Source organism: Streptomyces sp. SDr-06, assembly GCF_003324565.1.
Taxonomy (GTDB): domain Bacteria; phylum Actinomycetota; class Actinomycetes; order Streptomycetales; family Streptomycetaceae; genus Streptomyces.
The window spans coordinates 67,510-94,281 of sequence record NZ_QOLA01000029.1 but is presented as its reverse complement, the minus strand read 5'-3'; the positions used below and the strand labels follow the sequence as shown (position 1 = coordinate 94,281).

Below are 26,772 nucleotides of genomic sequence, written 5' to 3'. Positions count from 1 at the left end.
AGTACGACTGCCAGTTCGTGTTCGCCACGAACGACGCCGCCGTGTTGAACGCCTGGTCCGCCGGGATCGACACGAACCCGAGCGAACCGGGCAGCGAACCCTGGAGACGCTGCATCAGGTACAGGAACAGCACGCTCACCGCGGAGAACGCGAGGACACCGCGCAGATAGGCGGGCCACCGCATCTCGGTGGACGGGTTGGCGCCGATGGCCCGATAGATCCACTTCTCGACACGCAGGTGCTTGTCGGAGGAGTAGACCCGGGCCATGTAGTCACCGAGGGGGCGATAGGCCAGAGCCAGGGCCGCGAAGAGGGCCAGGAACTGGAGGACGCCTGCGAGGACAGGAGACATGGCGGGGCTCAGAACCTCTCCGGATACACAAGGGCGAGGACGAGGTAACCCAGCAGGGCGACGGCCACGATCAGGCCGACGATGTTCTCGGCAGTCACAGCTTCGCCACCCCCTTGGCGATGAGCGCCACCAGCGCGAAGACCGCGACCGTGGTGACGACGAAGGCCAGGTCGGCCATCGTGGACTCCTCAGAGAGGTTCGAAAAGTACGGACTCCCTGAGCAAACCTCCTCACCAGGCGTTTTCAGCCGCCGTTGACGCCCCTCTGACGGCCCGCGGCACGTCCTTGACGGCTCTCATACGCCGATGCCCCCGCGGGCGGGCCGCAGGGGCATCGGGGCGATTCAGCCGTGTTGTCGCGTCGTTGACGCGGAGGGCTCGCGCTGCCGGGGAGCCGTGAACACCCGCGCGTCGCGGATCAGCTCGTGGGCGTCCGGGGCGCGTCGACGGCTTCGGCGGGCGTGGAGGCGAGGGTGGCCGGTGGAGGTCCGGCCACCCCGGGGTGGATCAGGCGGCCCGGCGGACCCGGGCGGCCTTGCGGGCCTCGGCGAGCTCGCGGGACTCGCCGGCGCGACGCGAGGTGCCGGCCCGGCCGGAGGACTGGCCACGTGCGGTGCCGCGGCCGCGGAACGGGGCCTGGCCGCGCTGCTTGGGGCGCTCCGCCGGGGCCGCCGCGGGGGTGACGGGGATGCCGGAGGGCGCCTGGGCGCCGGTGATGCGGCTCAGCTCGGCCTCGCCGGAGCGGACCTGGGTGATCGTCGGGGTGATCCCGGCGGTCATCATCAGGCGGCTCATCTCGCGGCGCTGGTTGGGCAGGACGAGCGTGACGACGCTGCCGGACTCGCCGGCGCGGGCGGTGCGGCCGCCGCGGTGGAGGTAGTCCTTGTGGTCGGTCGGCGGGTCGACGTTCACCACGAGGTCGAGGTTGTCGACGTGGATGCCGCGCGCCGCGACGTTGGTCGCGACCAGCACGGAGACGTCACCGGTCTTGAACTGGGCCAGCGTGCGCGTGCGCTGCGGCTGGGACTTCCCGCCGTGCAGTGCCGCGGCCCGCACACCGCTCTGGAGCAGGTGCTTGGTGAGCTGGTCGACCGCGTGCTTGGTGTCCAGGAACATGATCACCCGGCCGTCGCGGGCCGCGATCTCGGTGGTCGTGGCGTACTTGTCGGCGCTCTGCACGTGCAGCACGTGGTGCTCCATCGTGGTCACCGCGCCCGCCGAAGGGTCGACGGAGTGGACCACCGGGTCGTGCAGGTACTTGCGGACCAGGAGGTCGACGTTGCGGTCCAGGGTGGCCGAGAACAGCATCCGCTGCCCTTCCGGCCGCACCTGGTCGAGGAGCTCGGTGACCTGCGGCATGAAGCCCATGTCGGCCATCTGGTCGGCCTCGTCCAGGACCGTGATGGCCACCTGGTCCAAGCGGCAGTCACGGCGCTCGATGAGGTCCTTGAGCCGGCCCGGCGTCGCCACGACGACCTCGGCGCCGGAGCGCAGCGCACCGGCCTGGCGGCCGATCGACATGCCGCCGACGACGGTGGCCATCCGCAGCCGCAGGGCGCGGGCGTACGGGGTGAGCGCGTCGGTGACCTGCTGGGCCAGCTCACGCGTGGGGACCAGGATCAGCGCGAGGGGCTTCTTGGAGTCGGCGCGGCGCCCGGCGGTGCGCGCCAGCAGGGCGAGGCCGAAGGCGAGGGTCTTGCCTGAGCCGGTGCGCCCGCGGCCCAGGACGTCCCGGCCGGCCAGCGAGTTCGGCAGGGTGGCCGCCTGGATCGGGAACGGCTCGTTCATGCCCAGGCCGGCCAGCAGGTCGAGCACCTCGGTCGGCAGGCCGAGCTCGGCGAACGCCGTGACGGGCGGCAGGGCGGGGGTGATGGTGACGGGGAGGGCGAACTCGCCCTGCGGTGCGGCGGGCCTGCGGCCGCCGCCGGAGCGGTTCGCGCCCTGGGGCCGGAAACGGGCCCCGCGGTCGGCGCCGCTCTTGCGGGCGGCGGAGTAGCGGTCGTTCGTGCGAGCTGAACGGTTCAAGGAGAACCTTCCTCGATATGGCACGTATCGAGGGACTCCCGGTGGAATTGCCGCCGGGACATCGCAAGAACGAGCCGAAAACAGAAGTCGAATTTTCCGATCCGGCCGCACGAGGGCGTGGAAATTCCCCACCCGTTGTCGGAATGCCGGGAATCCGCCGCCTGGCTGGCGGACGGGCCGGATCGGGACAGCGGGCAGAGCCGGGCCCCGGCCGGTGGCCGTGGCGGTTCGTCCGCTGCGTGGCGGGACACCCGGGCGGCTGCCCGGCGTCCCGCGGGCCGTGTGGAATGCCGTCACGACGTGGCGGCGGGCCCGGTGGAACAGCAACGGGCTGGGGCCCGCACCCCAAGGTGCGAGCCCCAGCCGCGTGCAGAAACGCCTCAGCGTCAGGCAGGCGTGATGTTCTCGGCCTGCGGGCCCTTCTGGCCCTGCGTGACGTCGAAGTTCACCTTCTGGCCTTCCTGAAGCTCACGGAAGCCCTGGGCGGCGATGTTGGAGTAGTGGGCGAACACGTCCGGGCCGCCACCCTCCTGCTCGATGAAGCCGAAGCCCTTTTCCGAGTTGAACCACTTCACGGTGCCAGTAGCCATGTCACATCTCCTTCGGGGCCATGCCCGGGGGCCCGCACTGTGCCGACCCCGTCGTTACCGCGATGATTGCCCCGTCCGGAAAAAGCACCGGAAATACAAAAGCGCCCGACGGCATAAAACCATCAAGGCACTTGAAGTCTTTGGGAACCACAACTGCAACTGGGATCAACTGTAGCACGGATCCGTCAGGGCGGCACGGCGAATACTACTATTTCGCGCGCGCCACCAGGAAGCCTCGCCGCACTTTGCGTAAATTTCCGTGGCCGGCGCGACAAATATTCAGCTTCTGCCCTGTCGGCGGCACCTTCAACGGGATGTCCGGACTGGCCAGTTATGCACCCTCGCACTTGATCTTCCGCGGCGTCCGCGAACACTGGTCCGGGTGCACGGGCGCGGCCCGCGCCCCGGAGAAGCGAGAGCCGCCATGACCACTGTCCTGATCACCGGTGCGACCTCGGGCATCGGCGCCGCCTTCACCCACCGTTTCGCGGGCTTCGGGTGCGCTCTGGTGCTGGTCGCCCGGGACAAGGAGCGGCTGCGGCGGACGGCCGAGGAGCTGCGGGCCCGGCACGGTGTGCGGGTCGAGACCCTGGCCGCCGATCTGGTCGACCCGCAGGACTGCCGCCGGGTCGAGGAGCGGCTCGCCTCGGCCGAGGACCCGGTGGACGTCCTCGTCAACAACGCGGGCTCCGGCCTTCCCGCTCCCTTCCCGCACAGCCCCGTCGACGACGAGGAGCGGATGCTCGACCTGCTGGTGCGGGCGCCGCTGCGGCTCACGCACGCGGCCGTGCCGGGGATGACCGCGCGCGGCCGGGGCGTGGTGCTCAACGTCTCCTCGGTGGCCGGCCTGCTGCCCACGGGCACGTACGGCGCCGCCAAGGCGTGGCTGACCGCGTTCAGCGAGTCCCTGCGCGTCGACCTGGCCCCGCACGGCGTCCGCGTCCTCGCCCTCGTGCCCGGCTTCACGCGTACGGAGTTCCAGGAGCGGGCCGGGATGGACGTGAGCTCGCTGCCCGAGTGGGCCTGGCTCGATGCCGAGAAGGTCGTCGAGCAGGCCCTGAAGGACCTGCGGCGCGGGCGTCCGGTGAGCATCACGGGGCTCCAGTACAAGGCGTACGCCTTCGCCGTGCGTCATGTGCCGCGCACCGTCGCGGCGCGGATGGCCCGCTCCCGCCGCCCCGCCAAGTGACCGCCTGGCGTCGCGCGCGGGGCCTCGGGCACGGGGGTTGATAGCGTCGCGGCCGTGGGTGACATGCGCGGTCCGGACGGTGGTGGACCCCCTTCCCCTGTTCAGGCAGCCCAGGCAGTCGGGGCGGTCCGGGCGCTGCGGGCGGCTTCGGCGCTGCTGGTGCTCGGGGTGGCCGTGCCCGCCTGGCTCGCCGCCGGGGCGGGTTCCGGCGGGAGGCCCACCGTCGCGCTGGGCCTCGCCGTGGCGCAGGTCGTGGTCCTGTGGTGGGTGGTGGCCCGGCCCGATGCCGTCCTCGTCGTAAGCGCCCTGCTCGGGACCGCGATGTGGCTGCTCTTCCCGGCGCTGAGCCTGACGGGCGCCCTGCTCGGGGCCCAGCTCGCGCTGTGCGTCCTGTCGGCGCTGCGCCCGGCCCGCACCTCCCGCTGGTGGCTGCTCGGCATGCTGGCGCTCGCCCCGCTGGCCCTGGTCGGCGGCGGCCCGCTGATGCTCGTCAGCCACGTGCTGGCCGTGACGCTGGCCTGGACGGTGGGGCAGTGGCGCCGGGCCCAGCAGGACCGGCTCGCCGCCGAGACACGGCGGGCGGTGGCCGAGGAGCGGGCCAGGATCGCCCGCGAGGTGCACGACGTGGTGGCCCACACCGTGTCGGTGATGGTGATCCAGGCGGGCGCCGCCGAGGACGTCTTCGCCACCCATCCCGAGCAGGCCAGGCAGGCCCTGCGCGCCATCGACAGCGCGGGGCGCTCGGCGCTCGGGGAGCTGCGGCTCCTGCTGCGTACGGAGACCGGCGGGGACGGGGACGAGGGGCGCCGTCCACCGCGCGGGCTCGGGGATCTCGCCGAGCTGGCCGCGAACACCCGCGCCGCCGGACTCGCCGTCGAGCTCCACGAGGAGGGCCGGGCGGCCACGCCGCCGTCCGCCGTGGACCTCGCGGGCTACCGCATCGTCCAGGAGGCGCTGACCAACACGCTGCGGCACGCCGATGCGAGCCTGGTACGGGTGTCGGTCCGCTACGACGAGGAGTCGGTACGCATCGAGGTGACCGACAACGGCCGCCCCACCAAACGGAGTTGGCGCTCCCTGGGCGCGGGCCGAGGCCTGACGGGCATGCGCGAGAGAGCGACACTGCTGGGCGGCACCCTGACGGCTGCCCCCAACCCGGCCGGAGGCTTCACGGTCCAAGCGGTACTACCAACCCGCCCATCCCCCTGAACCACCCCGCCGCCCAGGAAGCACCCGAACCCAGGGGCGCGAGCAACCACACACGACCCGCAGGACGAGAGCGGGTCAGGGGCGCGGGGAACTGCGCGACCAGCCACGCACGGCCCGCGGACGAAAACGGGCCCAGGGCCGCGGGGAACCGCGCGATCGGCTCCCGGTCAGGAGGCCGACGGGACGGGGTCGCCTCGGGGCCCCTGACGGTCGGGCGGGAGCGGAACCGCGGAGGGCCGGGGCGAGCCGGGCCAGGGCGGGCCCTAAGGTACGAGGCGTGACGATCCGCGTAGTGGTGGCCGACGACCAGACCCTGGTACGCGGCGGATTCCGCATGATCATCGACGCCCGCGACGACCTCGAAGTGGTCGGCGAGGCCGCCGACGGTCGGCACGCCGTGCGCCTGGTCGCGGAGTTGCGCCCCGACGTCGTCCTGATGGACGTGCGGATGCCCGTGATGGACGGCATCGAGGCGACGCGGGCAATCGTCGCCTCGGGCAGTGCCACCCGGGTCCTGGTCGTCACGACCTTCGACCTCGACGAGCACGTACTGACCGCGCTGCGCGCCGGGGCCAGCGGGTTCCTCCTCAAGGACATCCGGCCCGCCGAGCTCGCCGAGGCCGTCCGGGTCGTGGCACGCGGGGACGCGCTGCTCGCGCCCACCGTGACCCGGCGCATGCTCGACCGCTTCGCGCACACCGCGCCCCCGCGCCCGGCCCCCGAGGCGCTGGCCGCACTGTCACCGCGCGAGCTGGAGGTGCTCACGCTGATCGGGCAGGCGCTGTCCAACCCCGAGATCGCCGCCCGGCTGCATCTCTCGGAGGCGACGGTCAAGACCCACGTCTCGGCGGTCCTGCGCAAGGCGGGGCTGCGCGACCGGGTGCAGGCGGTGGTCGCCGCGTACGACCACGGTCTCGTCGAGCCGCGCCGCGGCTGAGCGGATGCCCGCCGCCTCATCCCGCGGTATGAGCCACCCGCCCACTCATACCGGGGTCCCAGCGCGGGTCCATCCGCCGGGTGGATCCGCGCGCGGCGCGCGTTCCGTACCGTCGGTCGTATGACGCAGACCCTGTACGGCCGGATGTACCTCGCGGCCTACGACACCGATGCCGCAGCCCTGTACGACCGCACGAGGACCGGTTTCCTGCTGCGCGCGGCCGTCCTCGCCGAACTGGCTCTCCTGGGCCGTGTCACCGACGGGGCGGGCGACGTGACGGTCGCGGATTCCGGACCCACGGGCGATCCCGTCCTCGATGACACGCTGGCCCAGGCCGGGGCGCACCGGCGCACCTGGAAGGCGTGGATCCGGGCCGATCGCGCGGAGACTCTGGGGGCGGTCGAGGACCGGCTCGCCGCCGTGGGCCTGATCACTGTGGAGGAGCGGCCCGCCTTCGTCCGACCCGCCCGGCGCTCGGTGACGGTGCGGGACGCGGCGGGCGTACGCGCCCTCCAGGACGGGCTCGCCGCACAGCTGCACGGCGCTGGCCCGCTCGCGCCGCACGACGCCGTGCTCCTGGCGCTCGCCGCGGCGGGCGGGGTGCGGCACATCGTGTCCCGTGCGGACGCCCGCGCCCACCGGGACCGCCTCGACGCCGCCGCCGGACGGCTCGACGCGCTCGCACCCGCCCTCGGCAAGGCCGTGCGCGGCCTCGGGACCACGCTGGTCGCCGCGCAGGGCGGGATGGGCGGGAGCTGACGTACGACCGTACGACGCTCGGCCCCGCACCACCGTCAGGGATATGACGGGTCGTCAAGTCGTGTGCCGTCGGGGCCAGGACGGCCGGCGCCCGCTCAGATCGCAGGGAAGCTGAAGGTGTAGCCCTGCTGCGCCAGCCAGGGCAGCAGCTCCTTCAGGGCGGCGACCGTCTGGGCGCGGTCGCCGCCGCCGTCGTGGAACAGCACGATCGGGCCATTCTTGAGCTGCTGCTTCACCGTGTTCACGATGGTCGCGGTGCCGGGCTTCTTCCAGTCCTTCGTGTCGACGTTCCAGCCGAGCGGGCGCATCCCGTGGCCTGCGGCGATGTGACGGTTGTCGGGCGTGAAGGCGCCGCCGGGGGCGCGGAAGTACTGCACCTTGGCGCCGTCGGCCGCGTCCTCGATCATCTTCTGGGCGTCGAGCACCTCGGAGCTCTGGTAGGCCACGGGCTTCTTGTTCATGGCCTCGTCGTGGCTGACCGTGTGGTCGCAGAGGCGGTGCCCGGCCGCGACGACCTGCTTGACGATCCCGGGGTTGGCCTTGGCCTGCGGGCCGATCATGCAGAAGGTCGCCTTGACGTCGTACTGCTTCAGGACGGCGAGGATCTTCGGCGTCCAGACCGGGCTCGGCCCGTCGTCGATGGTGATCGAGACGGACTTGCCGCCGCTCTCGGTGGCGTGGTCGATCGTCTCGGATATCCCGCTCGCGCCGGGCGGCGCGGCCGGACCGGTCGAGTCGCCGGAGCCGTCGGAGCCGTCCGGTGCGCTGTCGCCGCCGGGCCCCGAGGGCTCCGCCGAGCCGCCGGGGCGGCCGGGCTTGTTGTCGGACTTGCCGGTGGTGCTGGTGTGGGCGAGGGCCGGGCCGGGGCCGTCGGCGGAGGTGTCACTGCCGAGGAAGACGGCGGCGGCGACGCCGCCCGTCAGGACCACGGCCGTTGCAGCGGCCATCACGATGCGGCGTGTGTGGGCGGCCAGTGGCGTCATGGTTTCCCCATCCCCTCGATACGTGCCAGTGCGGCTGCGGAGCTTCACCGGTTGGCCACGATCGCACGATCGCGCCCGAATCCCGAAATGTGAATTCTCCAGCCGGGTATCGCCGGAAAACACCCGAATTCCGGCAACTTCCCTGGCGGACAGGGAGGTTGACGCGACCTCAGTGGTGCAGGGGGTCCGGTGCGGACGCCGCGTGCCGGGACCTTCGTCCCTAACGTGCAGGCAAAGACCGCGCCAAGGGGGCTTCCGGTTCCCGCTGTGAGCAGGCTCTTCGGCGCGGGACCTTCGGCCCGGCGGCGGCCGTTCCCCGACGAGAGCCTCGTCACTCCCGGGCGGTGGGACCCCGGCCTCGGTCCCGGCCGGTCAGAACTCGTCGACCGTGTGCGGCAGTTCCCCGGTGCGCAGCGCCGCGTCCAGGGTGGCCGCCGCGTCCGGGGTGTGCTCCGTCACGAGGCCCGCGCGGACGAGGCGGCGGACCTCGGTGCCGCCGAGGTAGCAGGCGGCCAGGTCGCGGACGTCGAAGGTGAGGTCGGGCGCGGCCTCGGTCGGCTCGTAGGCGCAGCCGCGCGGGGAGGCCGTGAGGCGGAAGCGGCCCGCGTTGGCCGGGACGCGGTCGTCGCGGACCTCCAGGACGAGGAACGCCTCGGCCGCCCACGAGCGGGCGGTGAGCGCGGCGCCGACGTCCACGAGCCGGATCCACAGCGCGGGGAACTCGGCGACGGCCCGGACCTGGTCCCGGTCGGTGGCGAACAGGAGCAGCGGGTCGTCCGGTGCGAGGCCCCAGGCGCGGACGGTGCCGGTGAGGTCGATGCCGGCGAGGTAGTTCCAGAGCGCGGCCTCGCCGGCCGGGGTGTCGGCCTCCAGCTCGGCCACCTGGACGGTGCCGGGCCTGGCCGGGTCGTCCTCGCGCCGGGTGCGGTAGAGGGCGTACCCGGCGAGCGGCTCCCCGGCGGCGCCGAGGCCGACGATGCGGGGCGGGCCCAGCTCGTCGTCGTCCTCGTCCGTCTCGGGCAGCCACTCGCCGCGCCAGCGGCCGGTGTCGCGCGCGATGCGCCCGGCGCGCCGGGTGCGGGTCGCCTCGTAGTAGGGGCCGAGTTCGGCGGGCGCGTCGTCGGGGTCGATGAGCCGCAGGGGGCGCCGGTCCGGCTCGATGCGCAGGGCGAGCGGGCGGGTCGAGTTGATCTCGACCGAGGTGCCGTAGGTGCCCGCGCCGAAACCGAAGCGGCCGTAGATGGCGGCCTCGGAGGCCCACAGCGCCGCGATGGGGCGGCCGTGCTCGGCGCACCGGCGGAACACCTCGGCGATCATGCCGGAGAGCACGCCCCGTCGGCGGTGGGTGGGGGCCACGGAGACGAACGTGAGCCCGGGACACGGGAGTTCACCGCCCGGGACGGAGAGGGTGAAGCGGTGCGCGACGAGGAAGCCGACGAGCGCGTCCCCGTCGTACGCCCCGACGCGGTCGCAGCGCAGCACCATCGCCCGGTGGTAGGCGCGCTTCTCCTTCTCGTCGGGGCGGTCGTGGAAGACGAGCCACCAGAGCTCCAGGGCGCGGTCGACGTCGGACTCGGGTACGTCGCGGAACTCCAGCTCGCTCATGCGGCGACCCTAACCCGGTCGAAACCGGGCGGTCACCCGCATATCACCCGGGCCGGGGACGGCCGCGCCCTCCCGGGGCCCGCACACGACACCAGGGCCCGGGGCGGCGACCGGCCCGACGCGGGAGGCTAGGCCACCGAACCGATGCGGCCCACCGGGGTGTCCTTGCCGTCGTGGTGGATCGGGGTGTGGGCGCCGGTCAGCGAGACCCCGCTGCCGCCGCGCCGGTTGGCGACGATCTCCGCGGCGATGGACAGGGCGGTCTCCTCGGGCGTACGCGCGCCGAGGTCGAGGCCGATCGGGGAGCGCAGGCGGTTGAGTTCGAGCTCGGTGACGCCGACCTCGCGCAGCCGCTCGTTGCGGTCCAGGTGGGTGCGGCGCGAGCCCATCGCACCGACGTAGGCGACCGGCAGCTTCAGCGCGGTCTCCAGGAGCGGTATGTCGAACTTGGCGTCGTGGGTCAGGACGCACAGCACCGTACGGGAGTCGGTGGGCGTCCGCTCCAGGTACTTGTGCGGCCACTCCACGACGATCTCGTCCGCCTCGGGGAAGCGGTTCTTGGTCGCGAAGACGGGCCGGGCGTCGCACACGGTGACGTGGTAGTTCAGGAATTTGCCGACCCTGACCAGGGCGGAAGCGAAGTCGATGGCGCCGAACACGATCATCCGGGGGGCCGGCACGCTCGACTCGACCAGAACGGTCAGCGGCTGGCCGCACAGCCGGCCGTCGACGCCGAGGGAGAGGGTGCCGGTGCGGCCCGCGTCCAGGTAGGCGGTGGCCTCGTCGGCCACCGCGCGGTCCAGTTCGGGATGTCCGCCGAGCACGCCCTCGTAGCTGCCGTCGGGGTGGACGAGCAGGGCGCGGCCCATGAGTTCGGCGGGGCCGTCGGTGATCCGGGCGACGGCGGCGGCCTCGCCGCGTGCGGCGGTGGCCAGGGCGGCCGCGAACACCGCGCGGGCGGGCGCGTCGGCGTGGACCGGGGTGACGAGGATGTCGATGACGCCGCCGCAGGTCAGGCCGACCGCGAAGGCGTCCTCGTCGCTGTAGCCGAACCGCTCGAGGACGGTCTGGCCGTCTTCGAGCGCCTGCTGGCACAGTTCGTACACGGCGCCCTCCACACACCCGCCGGAGACCGAGCCGATCGCCGTGCCCTCGCTGTCGACGGCGAGGGCGGCTCCCGGCTGCCGGGGCGCGCTGCCGCCGACCGCCACCACGGTGGCCACGGCGAACTCGCGTCCCTGCTCGACCCACCGGTTCAGCTCTTCGGCGATGTCCAGCATGTTCGGTCTCCTTACGGATGTGTGGAGGGCGTCAACGGCACCGCCGCTACTTGACGCCGAGCCAGCTCTCGATGGGATGGAGGGCGAAGTAGATGGTGAAGACGGCCGTCAGGGCCCACATGAACCCGCCGATCTCGCGCCACTTGCCCTGTGCTGCCTTGATCACGGTGTAGGCGACGACGCCCGCGCCGACACCGGCGGTGATGCTGTACGTGAACGGCATGAGCGCCACGGTGAGGAACACCGGGATGGAGACGGAGCGGTCGCTCCAGTCGACGTGCTTGGCGGCACTCATCATCATCGAGCCGATCACGACCAGGGCCGCGGACGCCACCTGGGCGGGCACCAGCTGGGTGACAGGGGTGAAGAAGAGGCAGGCCGCGAAGAACAGGCCGGTGACGACCGAGGAGAGGCCGGTACGGGCGCCCTCACCGGCGCCGGAGGCGGACTCGATGAACACGGTCTGACCGGAGGCGCCGGTGACGCCGCCGATCGCGCCGCCCGCACCGTCGATGAACAGCGCCTTGGACAGGCCCGGCATGCGGCCCTGGTCGTCGGCGAGCTTGGCCTCCTGGCCGACGCCGATGATGGTGGCCATCGCGTCGAAGAAGCCGGCCAGCACCAGGGTGAAGACGATCATGCCGACGCTGATGGCGCCGATGGAACCCCAGCCGCCGAACTCGACGTGGCCGAAGAGGCCGAAGTCGGGCGTGGAGACCGCGCTGCCCTTGAGGGCGGGGGCGGTGCCGCCCCAGTCCGCGTCGGTCAGGCCGGCGACCTTGGTGACCACGAAGGCCAGGACGCTGCCGGAGACGATGCCGATCAGGATCGCGCCGGGGACCTTGCGGGCCTGGAGGGCGAAGATCAGGAGCAGGGTGACCGCGAAGAAGAAGACGGGCCAGCCGACGAGCTGTCCGGTGGCGCCGAGGGTGACCGGAGGTCCGTGCTCGGGACCCTTGCCGACGAATCCGGCCTTCACGAGGCCGAGCAGGGCGACGAACATGCCGATGCCCATGGTGATCGCGTGCTTGAGCGCCAGCGGGATGGCGTTCATGATCATCTCGCGCAGGCCGGTGACGACAAGGAGCATGATCACGACGCCGTACATGACGCACATGCCCATGGCCTGCGGCCAGGTCATGTTGGGGACCACCTGGGTGGTCAGGGCCGCGGACACGTTCAGGCCGGCGGCGAGCGCGAGCGGAACCTTTCCGATGAAGCCCATCAGCAGGGTGCTGACCGCGGCCGCGAGCGCGGTGGCGGTCACCAGGCCCGCGTGGCCCAGCGTGTGCTTGTCGACGTCCGGCGTCGACAGGATCAGCGGGTTGAGCAGGAGGATGTAACACATCGCCATGAAGGTGGTGATGCCGCCGCGCACTTCCTGCGCGAGCGTGGATCCTCGCTCGGATATGTGAAAGTACCGGTCGAGCCAAGACCTGCCGGCGGGGGGACGGGAGCCGGAGCCCGCGTCCTCGGCGGTGGTCTTCGGCTCCACAGACTGCTGGGTCATGGTGCCTACTCCCAAGGTTCACAGGGGCACCCGCATAAGACTTGAGTCCTCAGGTCAGACAAGCTGCGGGATTTGGGATGGTTCGTGGGCTGCACGACCCGGGGGACGGCCCGAGACGAACGGTGTCTGCTCCTGCCGGGGTACCCAGGTGCGGTACCGCAGTGCAGATGGCTACGGGTGTTGCTGGTGTGACTCGGTTGTGCGTGTCGCTCGTACTGCTGGTTACTGCGAGGACCGCGAGCGGTGCGGTACTTGAGTGCTCCGGGCGGTGCGGGCGTCGGAAGTGTGACGTTCCTGGAAGGCACGCACCGCCCGGAGTGCTTGTGGGGAGGGGCCCGGAGAAGGAATTCCCTTCACCCGCACCCCCCGGGGGGATCAGGCTCCTGTGCCCGTGAGGTGCTCGGGACGGACCGGGGTCTTGTTGAGCTCCAGACCGGTCGCCGCCCGGATCGCCGCGAGGACGGCCGGGGTGGACGACAGGGTGGGGGCCTCGCCGAGACCGCGCAGGCCGTACGGCGCGTTCGGGTCGGCGAGCTCCAGGACGTCGACCGGGATGGTCGGGGTGTCCAGGATCGTCGGGATCAGGTAGTCCGTGAAGGAGGGGTTGCGCACCTTCGCGGTCTTCGGGTCCACGATGATCTCCTCCATCACCGCGACACCGAGGCCCTGGGTGGTACCACCCTGGATCTGGCCGACGACGGAGAGCATGTTGAGCGCCTTGCCGACGTCCTGGGCGGTGGCCAGCTCGACGACCTTGACGAGGCCGAGCTCGGTGTCCACCTCGACCACCGCGCGGTGCGCGGCGAACGTGTACTGGACGTGGCCGTTGCCCTGGCCGGTGACGAGGTCGAAGGCCTGGGTCGGGCGGTGCCGGAACTCCAGCTCGACGTCGATCTCCTCGCCCTCCAGGACGTCCGCGAGGTCGGCGAGGACCTCGCCGCCGTCGGTGACGACCTTGCCGCCTTCGAGCAGCAGCTCGGCGGTGGCCCAGGCGGGGTGGTAGGAGCCGAACTTGCGGCGGCCGATCTCCAGGGCCTTGGCGCGGACGGCCTCGCAGGTGTTCTTCACCGCGCCACCGGTCATGTACGTCTGCCGGGAGGCGGACGTGGAACCGGCGGAACCGACCTGGGTGTCGGCCGGGTGGATGGTCACCTGCGTGACACCCAGCTCCGTACGGGCGATCTGGGCGTGCACGGTGACACCGCCCTGGCCGACCTCCGCCATGGCCGTGTGGACCATCGCGACGGGCTCGCCGTTGATGACCTCAAGGCGCACCCGGGCGGTCGAGTAGTCGTCGAAGCCCTCGGAGAAGCCGACGTTCTTGATGCCGACCGCGTAGCCGACACCGCGTACGACACCCTCGCCGTGCGTGGTGTTGGACAGACCGCCGGGCAGGGCGCGGACGTCGGGGGCCTCGCCGGCCGCGAGCCACTGCTGCTCGGGCGGCAGCGGGCGGGCCTTGACCCGGCGCAGCAGCTCGGCGACCGGGGCCGGGGAGTCCACGACCTGGCCGGTCGGCATGATCGTGCCCTGCTCCATGGCGTTGAGCTGGCGGAACTCGACCGGGTCCATGCCCAGCTTCGCCGCGACCTTGTCCATCTGGGCCTCGTAGGCGAAGCAGGCCTGGACGGCGCCGAAGCCGCGCATCGCGCCACACGGCGGGTTGTTCGTGTAGAGGGCGATGGCCTCGATGTCGACGTCGTCGATGACGTACGGGCCGACCGAGAGCGAGGAGGCGTTGCCGACGACCGCCGGGGAGGCCGAGGCGTAGGCCCCGCCGTCCAAAACGATCCTGCACTTCATGTGCGTGAGCTTGCCGTCCTTGGTGGCGCCGTGCTCGTAGTGGAGCTTCGCCGGGTGGCGGTGCACATGGCCGAAGAAGGACTCGAACCGGTTGTAGACGATCTTGACCGGCTTGCCCGTGCGCAGCGCCAGGAGGCAGGCGTGGATCTGCATCGAGATGTCCTCGCGGCCACCGAAGGCGCCGCCGACGCCGGAGAGCGTCATGCGGACCTTCTCCGGCGGCAGGCCCAGGACCGGGGCGATCTGCTGGAGGTCCGAGTGCAGCCACTGGGTGGCCACGTACAGGTCCACACCGCCGTCCTCGGCGGGCACGGCGAGGCCGGACTCCGGGCCGAGGAAGGCCTGGTCCTGCATGCCGAAGGTGTACTCGCCCTCGACGATCACGTCGGCGCGCTTGCGCGCCTCCTCCACGTTGCCGCGGATGATCGGCTGGCGGTGCACGATGTTCGGGTGCGGGACGTGACCGGCGTGGTGGTCGTCGCGGCCCTCGTGGATCAGCGGGGCGTCGTCGGCGAGCGCGGAGGCCTCGTCGGTGACGACCGGCAGCTCCCGGTAGTCGATCTTGATCTTGGCGGCCGCGCGGCGGGCGGTCTCCGGGTGGTCGGCGGCCACGAGGGCCACCGGCTCACCGTGGTGGCGGACCCGGCGGTGGGCCAGGACGGGGGTGTCCTGGATCTCCAGGCCGTAGTTCTTCATCTTGGCCGGCAGGTCGTCGTAGGTGAGCACGGCGTAGACGCCGGGCATCGCGACGGCCTCGGAGATGTCGATGTTCTCGATCTCGGCGTGGGCGACGGTGGAGCGGAGCGTCTGGCCCCACAGCATGTCCTCGTGCCACATGTCCGAGGAGTACGCGAACTCACCGGTGACCTTGAGGGTGCCGTCCGGGCGCAGCGTCGACTCGCCGATGCCGCCCTTGGTGTGGTTCTGGGTGACGTTGGTGGGTGTACCGGCCGGTGTGGTGCGGGTGTTCTGCGCCATGATCAGACCGCCTCTTCCTGACGGGCGGCCGCGAGGCGGACCGCGTCGAGGATCTTCTCGTAGCCGGTGCAACGGCACAGGTTGCCGGAGAGCGCCTCGCGGATGTCGGCGTCGGACGGCTCGGGGTTGCGCTCCAGGAGCTCGTCGGCGGCGACCAGGAGGCCCGGGGTGCAGAAACCGCACTGCACGGCGCCGGCGTCGATGAACGCCTGCTGGATCGGGGAGAGCGAGCCCGCCTCTCCAGTCTGCCCGTCCTGGGCCCGCGGGCGGAGCCCGCTGTCGGATCCGTGCGCCGTCCAGCGCTTGGCGGCGTCGATGGACGTACCGCAGGCGCCCGAGGCGCAGCCGCCGCCGGGGTGGGCGTCGGCGCGGTGGGCGGCGTAGTCGGCCAGGCCCTCCACGGTGACGACCTCGCGGCCCTCGACCTGACCGGCCGCGACCAGGCACGAACACACCGGCACGCCGTCGAGGCGGACCGTGCAGGAACCGCACTCGCCCTGCTCACAGGCGTTCTTCGAACCGGGAAGACCCATGCGCTCGCGCAGGACGTAGAGAAGGCTCTCGCCCTCCCACACGTCGTCGGCCTCCTGCTTACGGCCATTGACCGTGAAATTGACGCGCATGGTTATGCAGCTCCTTCAAGGGTGCGGCCGTTTCCGCCGCGGTACGTCTCCCAGGTCCACATCAGCGTGCGGCGCGCCATGACGCCGACGGCGTGACGGCGGTAGTTCGCGGTGCCGCGGACGTCGTCGATCGGGTTGCACGCGCCCGAGGCGAGCGTGGCGAACTGCTTCGCGACCGACGGGGTGATGATCTTTCCGTTGTCCCAGAAGCCGCCCTCTTCGAGCGCCGCGTTCAGGAACTCCTCGGCCGCCTTCGCCCGGATGGGGGTGGGAGCGGCCGAGCCGATGCCGGTCCGGACCGTACGGGTCTCGGGGTGCAGCGCCAGGCCGAACGCGCAGACCGCGATGACCATGGCATTGCGGGTGCCGACCTTGGAGAACTGCTGGGGGCCGTCCGCCTTGGGGATGTGAATGGCCTTGATCAGCTCGTCGGCCTCGAGAGCGTTGCGCTTGACGCCCTTGTAGAACTCGTCGATCGGGATGAGCCGCACGCCGCGCGCCTGCGACTCGACCTCGACGTCCGCGCCGGACGACAGCAGCGCGGGGTGGGCGTCACCGGCCGGGGAGGCGCAGCCGAGGTTGCCGCCCACGCCGCCGCGGTTGCGGATCTGCGGCGACGCGACCGTGTGCGACGCGAGCGCCAGACCCGGCAGCTCGGTGCGCAGGTTCTCCATGATCTTGGTGTACGGGACGGAGGGGCCAAGCCGGACGCTCTCCTGCCCGACCTCCCACTGGGCCAGCTCGCTGATGCGGTTGAGGTCCAGGAGGTACTCGGGCCGCCGGTGATCGAAGTTGATCTCGACCATCACATCGGTGCCACCCGCAATGGGCACAGCGGTGGGGTGCTCTGCCTTGGCGGCGAGCGCCTCCTCCCAGCTGGCGGGGCGAAGGAAGTCCATGAGTGGCTCTCTTCCGATTCTCAAATTCGGGGTCGTTCGCGCGGGTCCCGGGGACGGCAGGCCCTCGACATCTCAGTCGTTCATGTGCTGTTAACGCGGTGTGGAATCAGTACACAAGTCCCGATCCCTCGGGTGCAGTCACCGAAACCATGAAGGAGTTGGCTGGTCTCCGCTCACGTCTTGTAGATTCGTATGAAAGGCGGTGCTCCGTTACCTCACCGCTTTCCAACGGCAACATCAAGACAGATCGGCGGCGACACGCGATGCGGCTGCGCGCACTTCTGGAAACCGACGCGCTGGGGCTGCGGCTGCTCGGCGGCGAGGACGAGCTGGACCGCACGGTGCGGGGAGTCATGACCACTGACCTGCGGGATCCGAGCCGCTACCTGACCGGTGGCGAGCTCGTCCTGACGGGTCTCGCCTGGCGCCGGGACGCCGAGGATTCCGAGCCATTCGTACGCATCCTGGCGAGTGCCGGGGTCGCGGGGCTGGCGGCCGGCGAGGCCGAGCTCGGCGCCATTCCCGACGATCTCGTCATGGCTTGTTCTCGCCATCGGCTCCCGCTCTTCGCGGTGAACGAGTCGGTCGCGTTCGCGACCATCACCGAGCACGTCGTGCGTCAGGTCTCGGGCGAGCGCGCGGGCGACCTCGCGGCCGTCGTCGACCGGCACCGCAGGCTGATGACGTCGGGCCCGGCGGGCGGCGGCCCCGAGGTGGTCCTCGACCTGCTCGGCTCGGACCTCGACCTGCGGGCCTGGGTCCTCTCCCCCACCGGCCGCCAGATCGCCGGGGCCGGCGACCCGCTGACCCCCGCGGTGGGCGCCGCCCTGGCCGCCGAGCACCTGGGCGCGACCCGCACCGGACGGCGCGGCCCGCACCGGGCCACCGTCGGCGGCGTGACCTACTCGCTCTTCCCGATCCGCAACCACGGGCGGGGCGCCACGCCCGCCGCCCGGGACGTGCGCGAGACGGTGCTGTCGGACTGGCTGCTCGCCGTCGAGGCCGACGCGAGCGACTGGCCGGCCGCCCGGCTCGACCTCCTCCAGGGCGTCACCCAGCTCATCGCGGTCGAGCGCGACCGGCGCGACGCGGCCCGCACGGTGCGCCGCCGGCTCGCGCAGGAGGTCCTGGAGCTGGTGCAGACCGGCGCCGCGCCCGCCGAGATCGCGGCCCGCCTCAGAGTCGCGGCCCCGGTGCTGCTGCCCGGCCTCGGCTCGGCGCCGCACTGGCAGGTCGTGGTGGCCCGGGTGGACTGGGAGCGCGACTCGGGCGCGGAGATCGCGGGCGGCCCGGTCGCCCAGTCGCTGCTTGAGGAGATCCTGGTCGACCCCGCGGTCGTGGGCCCCGAGTCCTCCGACCGGATCGCGGTGGCCCACGCGGGCGACGAGGCGATCGCGCTCGTACCGCTGCCCGCCGTCACGCCCGAGGGCGCGGAGGGCGGCCTGCACGCCGACGCGCTGCTGTCCACCGTGCGCGCTCCGCTCTCGGCGGGCCTCGCCGACGACGGCCGCCTGACACTGGGTGTCAGCGCCGCGGTGCACTCCGCCGAGGGGCTGCGCGGCGCCCTGGAGGAGGCCCGGCACGCCCGCCGGGTCGCCGCCGCCCGCCCCGGCCGGGTGTGCGCGGCCGGCCACCACGAGCTGGCCTCGCACGTACTGCTGCTGCCGTTCGTCCCGGACGACGTGCGGCGCGCCTTCACGGCCCGGCTGCTCGACCCGCTGCGCGACTACGACCGGCGCCACCGGGCCGAACTCATCCCGACCCTGGAGGCCTTCCTGGACTGCGACGGCTCGTGGACGCGGTGCGCGACGCGCCTGCACCTGCACGTCAACACCCTGCGCTACCGGGTGGGCAGGATCGAGCAGTTGACGGCCCGTGACCTGTCCCGGCTCGAGGACAAGCTCGACTTCTTCCTGGCGCTTCGTATGAGCTGACAGTCGATCCCGGCCAGGGCCGGACGATTGTGAACTCATTCACGCACCCCCCTTGGCCCGGCGTGCCATTCCGTGTTGAGATGCGAATTCGACTCAGCAGCTCAATGGCGCGCTCGGGGAGGGCAACGTGGCGCATACCGCCATGTCTGGTTCCGGAACGACTGCAGATGACGGGGATCCGCTCCAGACCGCGGTATGGCGGCTGCGCTCGCGCGGCTGCTGGACGGACGCCGCCGCGCTGCTCGAACCACATGCGGACCAGGCGCCCCGCGCGCTCCAGCGCAGCGCCCTGCTGACCGAGCGCTGTGTGTACACCGAGTCCGGCTGGGCCGAGGCCGACGAGGCGCTGCGGGCCGCGGAGGCCGTCGCCCGCAGCGACGAGGAGCGCGGCGCCGCCGCCTGCGAGCGCGGCTATCTCGCGTACGCCTCCACGCTGTTCGGGGTGCGCGACCGGGCGGACGAGGCGCGCTCCGCGTTCGGCCGGGCCGCCGCCCTGACCGCGCTCGCGGGGCGCGGCCGTGCCCTGCTCGACTTCCGGCGCGGGCTGCTCGCCGAGAACGTCGCCGACGCGCCGCAGGCCGCCCGCGCCGCCTACGTCCGCGCCCACGAGGGCGCGGCCGCGCACGGCGACCCCCTGCTGCTGTCCTTCACCTGGCGCCATCTGGCCGGACTCGCCCTGCGCGACGGGGAGTTGGCGGAGGCGCGGCACGGCTTCACCGAGTCCCTGCGCATCCGGGAGGAGCTCGGCTACCTGATCGGCACGGCCCCCGCGCTCGCCGCGCTCGCCGACACCGAGGAGGAGCCGGTCTCGACCCGGTTGCGCACGGAGGCGGCCCGCCTCGTGCGCCTGCTCGGCGTTCCCACCTGGCTCGCGGCCCATCTGGGCGCCGCGCCGCCCCGGCCGTCCGCCGTGTGACGTGTCGTCAGGTGGCCGAACGGGCTTCGTCCACCAGGGACTTGAGATGGCTGGCGACCTGCTGGGCGTACCCCCACAGCGCGGCCCGGACCTCCGGGTGGTCCGCCAGGTAGACGACCGCCGCGACCAGCAGGACGAGCTGGAGCAGGCTGGTGAGCCGGCCCGATGAGCCGCGCCGTACGGAGGCCTGGGCCAGCCGGTGCGACTCGCGTCCCTGGTCGGACGCGCGCCGGGCCGCGTCGGCGGCCTGTCGGCTCTGCCATTGCTGCTGCTGCATCTGCTGCTGTTGCATCCACGGATCCGGCATGGTGGTCCCCCGAGGTGCGCTACGTCCCTGTACGGCCTGGGACGCGGCGATTGACGGCCCGGGTTCCTCGGCCGGAGCTCTGTTGCACGGCGCGGACGCGGCCGTGACGGGCCGGGGTTCGAGGGCCTGCGCTCAGAGCGCGGAACCCGTGAAGTGTTCCCGTACGAGCGACTGGACGACCGGCAGGTTCTGCGCGCACAGCGCGTCCAGGAGGGCCAGGTGCTCGGCGGCGTCGGCGACCAGGTCGGCGCGGCGCGTGACGGGCGCCGCGGTCAAGGGCCACTGCGCGCGCCGGTGCAGGTCGTCGGCGACCTGGACGAGCTGCTGGTTGCCGGCCAGGGCGAGGACCGCCCGGTGGAAGGCGCGGTCGCACTCGGCGTAGCCCGCCCGGTCGCCGGTGGCGGCCGCCTCGGTGGTGGCCTCGGCGAGCGGGCGCAGCTCGGCCCAGCGGGCGGCCGGGACGGTGCGGGCAAGGCGCAGCATCACCGGGACCTCGATGAGGGCGCGCACCTCGGCGAGCTCCGCGAGTTCGCGGGGGCTGCGCTCGGTGACCCTGAATCCCCGGTTCGGCACGACCTCGACGGCGCCCTCGATGCTGAGCTGCTGCATCGCCTCGCGCACGGGTGTGGCGGAGACGCCGAACCGCTCGCCGAGCGCCGGCGCCGAATACACCTCGCCGGGCACCAGCTCGCCGTCGACCAGGGCGGTGCGCAGCGCGGCCAGGATCTGGCCGCGCACCGAGTGGCGGTGAACGGTGCGGGGCGCCGAGGGCTCGCCGTGGGTGTGTTCGCCGCGCGCGCCGTCGAGGCGCTCGCCGCCGCGGGACTGGCCGGGAATCCGGGGTGACCCGTACGGCGGCACCACGGCCTCGCGCGCTCTGCCCTGCTCCACCCCGGCCTCCTACGGCTCCGCCTGCCCCACACAGACCATAGGCGGACAAAGCGCGAGTTCAAACATCGCCCTCATCCGCTAAGGTAAGGCTTACCTGCCAACGATCGTGATTCGGTGGTCCCGCATGACCGTCTCCACTCTGCTGCCCAGCCCCCTCGCCCCCTCCTACGCCCGCCTCGCCGAGGTCTTCCCCGGCCTCGGGATCAGGGAGCTGGCCGCGTTGGAGCAGGCGCCGGACGGCGCGGGCTGGGTCGGCGCGGCGGAACTCGCGGCGGGCGGCGCGGCCCTGGACGCCTTCCTCGCCTGGGACCACGCCCAGGTCGTACGGGACTACGGCCACCAGGCCCGGCCCGACGTCATCGCCTCCTTCGGCTTCCACCGCTACGCCTGGCCCGCCTGCCTGCTCGTGACGGTGCCGTGGTTCCTGCACCGCCGGGTGCCGCGGGTGCCGGTCGCCGATGTGGCGTTCCAGCGGACGCTGGGTCATATCGCCGTCCGCGTGCGGGAGTTCGCCTGTCTGCCGGACGACCCGGCCGCGGCGCTTCCCGGGGCCCAGGTCGTCGCCGACGAGGAGGCGCTGCGGGGCGAGGTGCGGGCCGCGGTGGCCGAGCACCTCGGGCCGGTCCTCGAAGGCTTCGGGCCCCGGATGCGGCGGGGCCGGCGGGCGCTGTGGGGCATGGCCACGGACGAGATCGTCGAGGGCCTCTGGTACATCGGCTCCCTGCTCGACGAGGAGCCCCGCGCGATGGCCGAGCTCGACGCGCTGCTCCCCGGCACCGCGAAGCCCTATGTCGGCACGCCGGGCTTCCGGGAGCTGACCGCGCCCGACGGGCGGCGTCTGGCGACCCGCGACCGGGCGAGCTGCTGCTTCTTCTACACGGTGCGCCCCGAGGACACCTGCGTGACCTGCCCGCGCACCTGCGACGCCGACCGGGTGCGGCGGCTCAGCGCCGCCTCCTGAAACCATGCCACCCGTCCGGGTGAGCGCCAGTCGAACTCAACTCGCGCGCCGGGCACGGCAGTTCGATGGATTCCCCCCTATCCGACTGCCCTCGGCATCCGTTGGCGCCCTCTTGCCCCGAAACCCCCTGCCGCCCCGTACGGCAGGAGCAGTATGGCGGCCGATACGCCCTACGCGATGCAAGGGACACCGCATGCGACTGACCGACATATCGCTGGACTGGCTGCTTCCGGGCGGCGTGATGATCGTGGGGGTCGTCGTGGCTCTGGTAGTGCTCGCGCGCGGCAAGCGCGCCGGTGACAACGCCACCGGCGACGACTCCTGGGAGCGCAGTGAGGAGCGCCGCAGAAGGAAGGAGGCGGTCTACGGCACCGCTTCCTATGTGCTCCTGTTCTGCTGCGCGGCGGTGGCCGCCGCGCTCTCCTTCCACGGTCTGGTCGGCTTCGGCCGGCAGAACCTCAATCTGACGGACGGCTGGGAGTACCTGGTCCCGTTCGGCCTCGACGGCGCGGCCATGTTCTGTTCCGTGCTCGCGGTGCGCGAGGCCAGCCACGGCGACGCGGCGCTCGGCTCGCGTCTGCTCGTGTGGACGTTCGCGGGCGCCGCGGCCTGGTTCAACTGGGTGCACGCGCCACGCGGCATGGACCACGCGGGCGCCCCGCAGTTCTTCGCCGGCATGTCCCTCTCGGCGGCGGTCCTCTTCGACCGCGCGCTGAAGCAGACCCGCCGGGCGGCCCTGCGCGAACAGGGCCTGGTACCGCGGCCGCTGCCGCAGATCCGGATCGTCCGGTGGCTGCGGGCCCCCAGGGAGACCTTCGGCGCCTGGTCGCTGATGCTCCTGGAGGGCGTGCGCACCCTGGACGAGGCGGTCGAGGAGGTGCGCGAGGACAAGCGCGCCAAGGAGGAGAACAAGCTCCGCAGGCGGGACCAGGAGAAGCTGGACCGGGCGCACTTCAAGGCGCTCAGCCGGCAGAACCGGGCCTGGGGGCGCGGCAGGAACGGCGGCCGCCAGGTCGACGTCCAGGGGATCGGCGCCGGGCAGGGCTCCCCGCCCAAGGCCGTCGCGGAGCCGGCCATAGCGGAGCCGGGACAGCTGCCGCTGCGCAACCGGCCCTCCCTCCTGGCCGTCGGGACCGCTGAGGCCTCGACTGCCCGCACCGTGGACCTCACCGCCGAGGACGACACCCAGGCGCTGCCCCGGCTCGACTCCCTGGAGCGCAAGCTCAAGGACCTTGAGCAGCAGTTCGGTTAGCACGGACGGGTGGTGCGGTCCCCCGCTGCCCGTCCGGATCGGGGCCGCGCGCGGCGGGCTTCCCCGGGACCTTCAGTACTGCGGCGCCGTGAGGTCCCCGAGTTCGAACCAGACGACCTTCCCCATGCCGTGCTCGCGCACGCCCCAGGCGTCCGCGAGCGCCTGGACGAGCAGGAGCCCCCTGCCGTGCGTACCGTCGTCGGCGGACGGTGCGTTCGGCGTGGGCCGCGCGGACACGAAGTCCCGCACCTCCACGCGCAGGCCGTTCTCCCCCACGGTCGCGGTCACCACGGCTCCGTGGTCGGTGTGCACGAGGGCGTTGGTCACCAGCTCGCTGGTGAGCAGTTCGGCCACCTCCGACGCCCCCGCGTGCCGCGAAGGACCGAGGAACTCCCTCAGCGCGCGACGTATCTCCCGCACCGCGGTCAGGTCCGCGTGCCCGACTCTCCTGTGCAACAGTCGCTGGTCCCCCTGCTGCACATCAGGCGCCCGGACGGGCCCGCTCCCCGCGGGGCCGAGCCCTGTCTGCTGCCCTGTCATAACCCCCACCCGCACGATGTGACGACCTTCCCCCTCGAACACGCACACGGGATGCATGCCCAACCGGGCCGTGGTCACTCATGGTGATTCCTCAACAACCGAACGGGCATGCCTTCAGGGAGCCGCGGGAGGAGACCGCATGCATGACGACCGAGCGCTGGTGGAGGGACGGCTGGAGCGGGCGCTGCGCCAGTTCGTCCGCCCGGCGCAGTACGCCGCCCGGACGCCGCTGACCCTCGCCGTCTGGCACGCGCCGGGCGAGCCGGTCCCCGTCGCAGAAGCGTTGACGGCGGCATACGAGCCGTTCACGCCCGGTACGCGGTGGGGCCGGCCATGGTCGACGAGCTGGTTCCGGATCGAAGGACGGGTGCCCGCGGCGTGGGCGGGTCGCAGGGTCGAGGCGGTCATCGACCCCGGTTTCACCGGAGAGGGGCCGGGCTTCCAGGCCGAGGGCCTGGTGTACGACGCCTCGGGCGTCCCGCTCAAGGGCGTCCATCCTCGCAACCGGCATATCCCGGTGGCAGCGCGGGCGACGGGCGGGGAAGAGGTCCGGCTGCTCCTGGAGGCGGCCGCCAATCCGGCGGTGCTGCACGACTTCGAGCCGACCCCGCTCGGGGACGTACGGACCGCGGGGCATCAGCCGATCTACCGATTCGCGTCTGCCGATCTCGCCGTACTCGACGACGAGGTGTGGCACCTGGTGCTGGACGTGGAGGTGCTGTCGGAGCTCATGCACGAGCTGCCCGCCGACCGGGCCCGCCGGCACGAGATCCTGCGGTCCCTGGAGCGCATGCTGGACGCGCTCGACCTGCACGACGTGGCCGGCACCGCGGTGGCCGCGCGCCGCGAGCTGGCCGACGCCCTCTCCAGGCCGGCGAGCCCGAGCGCCCACCGCGTCTCGGCGGCGGGCCACGCGCACATCGACTCGGCCTGGCTGTGGCCGCTGCGCGAGACGGTCCGCAAGGCCGCCCGCACCTTCGCCAATGTGACCGCGCTGGCCGCCGACTACCCCGAGCTGGTCTTCGCCTGCTCACAGGCCCAGCAGTACGCCTGGGTGCGCGACCACCAGCCGTACATCTGGCAGCGCATCAAGAAGGCCGTGGAGCAGGGGAATTGGGCGCCGGTCGGCTCGATGTGGGTGGAGTCGGACGCCAACATGCCGGGCGGTGAGGCACTGGCCCGCCAGATCGTGCACGGCAAGCGCTTCTTCCTGGAGGAGCTCGGCGTGGAGACCGAGGAGATCTGGCTTCCCGACTCCTTCGGCTACACGGCGGCCTTCCCGCAGCTCGCGAAGCTGGCCGGGGTGAAGTGGTTCCTCACCCAGAAGCTGTCGTGGAACCAGACCAACCGGATGCCGCACCACACGTTCTGGTGGGAGGGCATCGACGGCACCCGGGTCTTCACGCACTTCCCGCCCGTGGACACCTACAACTCTCAGTTCCACGGCGCCGAACTCGCCCACGCGGAGCGGAACTTCAACGAGAAGGGCCTGGCCACGCGCTCCCTGGTCCCGTTCGGCTGGGGCGACGGCGGGGGCGGGCCGACCCGGGAGATGCTGGAGAAGGCGCGCCGGCTGCACGACCTGGAGGGCTCGCCGCGGGTCACCGTGGAGAAGCCGTCGGCGTTCTTCGAGGCCGCGCACGCCGAGTACGGGGAGCAGGCCCCGGTGTGGTCGGGCGAGCTGTATCTGGAACTGCACCGGGCGACCTACACGACCCAGGCCAAGACCAAACAGGGCAACCGCCGCAGTGAGCACCTGCTGCGCGAAGCGGAGTCCTGGGTGACCGCCGCGGCCCTGCGCTCGCCCGACTACAGCGTTCCGTACGAGACTCTCGACCGGCTGTGGAAGACGGTGCTGCTGCATCAGTTCCACGACATCCTGCCCGGCTCGTCGATCGCCTGGGTCCACCGTGAGGCGCGCGAGACGTACGCGCGGGTACGCGAAGAGCTGGAGGGCGTCGTCGCGCACGCCGTCCGGGCGCTGGGCGGGGAACGGCGGCCCGCCGTGCTCAACGCCTCGCCCTACGCGCGCGGCGCGGTGGTCGAGGTCGCCGCCGAGGACGCGCCGGACGGCCAGCCGCTGCCCGGCGGCCGGGCGCTCCTCGCCGTCCAAGCCCCGCCGCTCGCGGCCACGGCGCTGGCGCGCGCGGCCACCCGGCAGCCCCCGGTCACGGCAACGCGGGACGGCTCAACGCTCGTACTGGACAACGGACTTGTGCGGATCGGCGTCGACTCCGCAGGGCTGCTCGGCTCGGTCCGCGACCTCACCGCCGGTCGTGAGGTGCTCGCCCCCGGCAGCCGCGGCAACCTCCTCCAGCTGCACCCCGATCATCCCAACCAGTGGGACGCCTGGGACATCGACCGGCACTACCGGCGCCGCCACAGCGACCTCACCGAAGCCGAGTCGGTGGAGCTGGTCGAGCAGGGGCCGCTGCGGGCGGCCGTGCGGGTGGCGCGGAGTTTCGGGAGGTCACGGCTCGTGCAGGAGATCCGGCTGACCTGCGGCAGCCCGCGCATCGACATCGTCACGGAGGTGGACTGGCGCGAGTCGGAGAAGGTGCTCAAGGCGGCGTTCCCGCTCGATGTGCACGCCGAACGATCCACCGCCGAGATCCAGTTCGGCCATGTGCACCGCGCGACGCACGACAACACCGGGTGGGACGCGGCCCGGTTCGAGATCTGCGCGCACCGCTGGCTGTGGGTCGCCGAGCCCTCGTACGGGGTGGCCGTGCTCAACGACTCGACGTACGGGCACGACGTCACCCGGGTTCCGCACGAGAGCGGCCTCGGCACCACCGTACGGCTGACGCTGCTGCGGGCGCCGCACAGCCCGGACCCGGCGACCGATGTGGACCGGCACCGCTTCAGCTACGCCCTGCTGCCGGGCGCCGAGGTGAGCGACGCCGTCGCGGAGGGGCTCGCCCTGAACCTGCCCCTGCGGGTCGCACCGGCCGCCGAGACCGCGCCGCTGGTCACCGTGGACTCGCCCGCGGTGGCCGTGGAGGCGGTGAAGCTCGCGGACGACCGTGGCGGCGACGTGGTGGTGCGGCTGTACGAGTCGGCGGGCGGGCGCGCCCGGGCGACGCTGCGGCCCGGATTCCCCTGCTCCCGGGCGCAGTTCACCGATCTCCTGGAACGGCCACTGGACGAGGCACCCCTCTCGGCGGACGGGGTCGCCCTGGAGCTGCGGCCGTTCCAGATCGTGACGTTGCGGCTGCGCAGGGGCTGAC

General features: G+C 72.5%; 23 protein-coding genes. 9 read left to right on the top strand and 14 right to left on the bottom strand.

From position 1 onward, the window contains the following. The 4 genes from DT019_RS35190 to DT019_RS35175 all read right to left on the bottom strand — a co-directional run. Nucleotides 1–352 (bottom strand): potassium-transporting ATPase subunit KdpA (locus DT019_RS35190; protein ID WP_147267384.1); only part of this gene is annotated, 352 nt, incomplete at its 3' end. A gap of 8 nt (nucleotides 353–360) precedes the next feature. Then, nucleotides 361–450 carry a K(+)-transporting ATPase subunit F gene (kdpF, locus tag DT019_RS35185; RefSeq protein WP_063801986.1) on the bottom strand — a complete coding sequence of 30 codons (90 nt, stop codon included), beginning with the start codon at nucleotides 448–450 and terminating at the stop codon, nucleotides 361–363. 408 nt (nucleotides 451–858) lie between these two features. Beyond that, nucleotides 859–2,376 carry a DEAD/DEAH box helicase gene (locus tag DT019_RS35180; protein ID WP_114041063.1) on the bottom strand — a complete coding sequence of 506 codons (1,518 nt, stop codon included), beginning with the start codon at nucleotides 2,374–2,376 and terminating at the stop codon, nucleotides 859–861. Between the two features lie 386 nt (nucleotides 2,377–2,762). Next, nucleotides 2,763–2,966, bottom strand: a complete 204-nt coding sequence (locus tag DT019_RS35175; RefSeq protein ID WP_114041062.1) for a cold-shock protein — start codon at nucleotides 2,964–2,966, stop codon at nucleotides 2,763–2,765. A gap of 424 nt (nucleotides 2,967–3,390) precedes the next feature. Between DT019_RS35175 and DT019_RS35170 the strand changes: the two genes are divergently transcribed. The 4 genes from DT019_RS35170 (at nucleotide 3,391) to DT019_RS35155 (ending at nucleotide 7,060) form a co-directional block, all read left to right on the top strand. Next, nucleotides 3,391–4,155 (top strand): SDR family NAD(P)-dependent oxidoreductase, encoded by a 765-nt coding sequence (locus DT019_RS35170; protein WP_114041061.1) that lies wholly within the window; start codon nucleotides 3,391–3,393, stop codon nucleotides 4,153–4,155. Between the two features lie 63 nt (nucleotides 4,156–4,218). Beyond that, nucleotides 4,219–5,364: a sensor histidine kinase gene (locus tag DT019_RS35165; RefSeq protein WP_114041069.1), complete on the top strand. Its 1,146-nt coding sequence runs from the start codon at nucleotides 4,219–4,221 to the stop codon at nucleotides 5,362–5,364. Nucleotides 5,365–5,641: 277 nt separating this feature from the next. Further along, nucleotides 5,642–6,301 carry a response regulator gene (locus DT019_RS35160; protein WP_114041060.1) on the top strand — a complete coding sequence of 220 codons (660 nt, stop codon included), beginning with the start codon at nucleotides 5,642–5,644 and terminating at the stop codon, nucleotides 6,299–6,301. Nucleotides 6,302–6,421: 120 nt separating this feature from the next. Then, nucleotides 6,422–7,060 carry a GOLPH3/VPS74 family protein gene (locus DT019_RS35155; protein ID WP_114041059.1) on the top strand — a complete coding sequence of 213 codons (639 nt, stop codon included), beginning with the start codon at nucleotides 6,422–6,424 and terminating at the stop codon, nucleotides 7,058–7,060. A gap of 95 nt (nucleotides 7,061–7,155) precedes the next feature. Here the strand turns inward: DT019_RS35155 and DT019_RS35150 are convergent, their stop codons facing one another. The 7 genes from DT019_RS35150 to DT019_RS35120 form a co-directional block, all read right to left on the bottom strand. Further along, nucleotides 7,156–8,043: a polysaccharide deacetylase family protein gene (locus tag DT019_RS35150; protein ID WP_223279915.1), complete on the bottom strand. Its 888-nt coding sequence runs from the start codon at nucleotides 8,041–8,043 to the stop codon at nucleotides 7,156–7,158. Between the two features lie 372 nt (nucleotides 8,044–8,415). After that, a complete protein-coding gene (locus tag DT019_RS35145; protein ID WP_114041058.1) occupies nucleotides 8,416–9,648 on the bottom strand; it encodes a GNAT family N-acetyltransferase in 1,233 nt (410 codons plus the stop codon). A gap of 128 nt (nucleotides 9,649–9,776) precedes the next feature. Continuing rightward, nucleotides 9,777–10,928, bottom strand: coding sequence for an XdhC family protein (locus tag DT019_RS35140; protein WP_114041057.1), 1,152 nt, complete (start codon nucleotides 10,926–10,928; stop codon nucleotides 9,777–9,779). 46 nt (nucleotides 10,929–10,974) lie between these two features. After that, complete coding sequence (locus DT019_RS35135) at nucleotides 10,975–12,438, bottom strand: NCS2 family permease (RefSeq protein ID WP_114041056.1); 1,464 nt, start codon at nucleotides 12,436–12,438, stop codon at nucleotides 10,975–10,977. Between the two features lie 375 nt (nucleotides 12,439–12,813). Continuing rightward, a complete protein-coding gene (pucD, locus tag DT019_RS35130; protein WP_114041055.1) occupies nucleotides 12,814–15,219 on the bottom strand; it encodes a xanthine dehydrogenase subunit D in 2,406 nt (801 codons plus the stop codon). A gap of 2 nt (nucleotides 15,220–15,221) precedes the next feature. Next, nucleotides 15,222–15,842, bottom strand: coding sequence for a (2Fe-2S)-binding protein (locus DT019_RS35125; RefSeq protein ID WP_114041054.1), 621 nt, complete (start codon nucleotides 15,840–15,842; stop codon nucleotides 15,222–15,224). Between the two features lie 2 nt (nucleotides 15,843–15,844). Beyond that, the gene (locus DT019_RS35120) at nucleotides 15,845–16,741 is read right to left on the bottom strand and encodes an FAD binding domain-containing protein (RefSeq protein ID WP_114041053.1); all 897 of its coding nucleotides are present in this window, start codon (nucleotides 16,739–16,741) and stop codon (nucleotides 15,845–15,847) included. 263 nt (nucleotides 16,742–17,004) lie between these two features. On the opposite strand from DT019_RS35120, the gene DT019_RS35115 reads away from it, so the two are divergent. Next, nucleotides 17,005–18,675, top strand: coding sequence for a PucR family transcriptional regulator (locus DT019_RS35115; RefSeq protein ID WP_114041052.1), 1,671 nt, complete (start codon nucleotides 17,005–17,007; stop codon nucleotides 18,673–18,675). A 142-nt stretch (nucleotides 18,676–18,817) separates the two neighbouring features. Next, nucleotides 18,818–19,591, top strand: a complete 774-nt coding sequence (locus DT019_RS35110) for a hypothetical protein (RefSeq protein ID WP_189390210.1) — start codon at nucleotides 18,818–18,820, stop codon at nucleotides 19,589–19,591. Between the two features lie 7 nt (nucleotides 19,592–19,598). Here the strand turns inward: DT019_RS35110 and DT019_RS35105 are convergent, their stop codons facing one another. Both DT019_RS35105 and DT019_RS35100 read right to left on the bottom strand, forming a co-directional pair. Then, entirely contained in the window at nucleotides 19,599–19,883 is a 285-nt protein-coding gene (locus DT019_RS35105) for a hypothetical protein (protein ID WP_114041050.1), read from the bottom strand. Between the two features lie 147 nt (nucleotides 19,884–20,030). Beyond that, nucleotides 20,031–20,789, bottom strand: coding sequence for a GntR family transcriptional regulator (locus tag DT019_RS35100; RefSeq protein ID WP_114041049.1), 759 nt, complete (start codon nucleotides 20,787–20,789; stop codon nucleotides 20,031–20,033). A gap of 124 nt (nucleotides 20,790–20,913) precedes the next feature. On the opposite strand from DT019_RS35100, the gene DT019_RS35095 reads away from it, so the two are divergent. Together DT019_RS35095 and DT019_RS35090 are read left to right on the top strand one after the other, a co-directional pair. Then, nucleotides 20,914–21,750, top strand: coding sequence for a (2Fe-2S)-binding protein (locus tag DT019_RS35095; protein WP_114041048.1), 837 nt, complete (start codon nucleotides 20,914–20,916; stop codon nucleotides 21,748–21,750). A gap of 193 nt (nucleotides 21,751–21,943) precedes the next feature. Continuing rightward, a complete protein-coding gene (locus DT019_RS35090; protein ID WP_114041047.1) occupies nucleotides 21,944–23,002 on the top strand; it encodes a DUF2637 domain-containing protein in 1,059 nt (352 codons plus the stop codon). A gap of 72 nt (nucleotides 23,003–23,074) precedes the next feature. Here DT019_RS35090 and DT019_RS35085 read toward each other — a convergent pair whose 3' ends face one another. Continuing rightward, entirely contained in the window at nucleotides 23,075–23,458 is a 384-nt protein-coding gene (locus DT019_RS35085; protein ID WP_223279914.1) for an ATP-binding protein, read from the bottom strand. A gap of 223 nt (nucleotides 23,459–23,681) precedes the next feature. On the opposite strand from DT019_RS35085, the gene DT019_RS35080 reads away from it, so the two are divergent. Continuing rightward, a complete protein-coding gene (locus DT019_RS35080; protein WP_114041046.1) occupies nucleotides 23,682–26,771 on the top strand; it encodes an alpha-mannosidase in 3,090 nt (1,029 codons plus the stop codon). The last annotated feature ends 1 nt before the right edge of the window (nucleotide 26,772 follow it).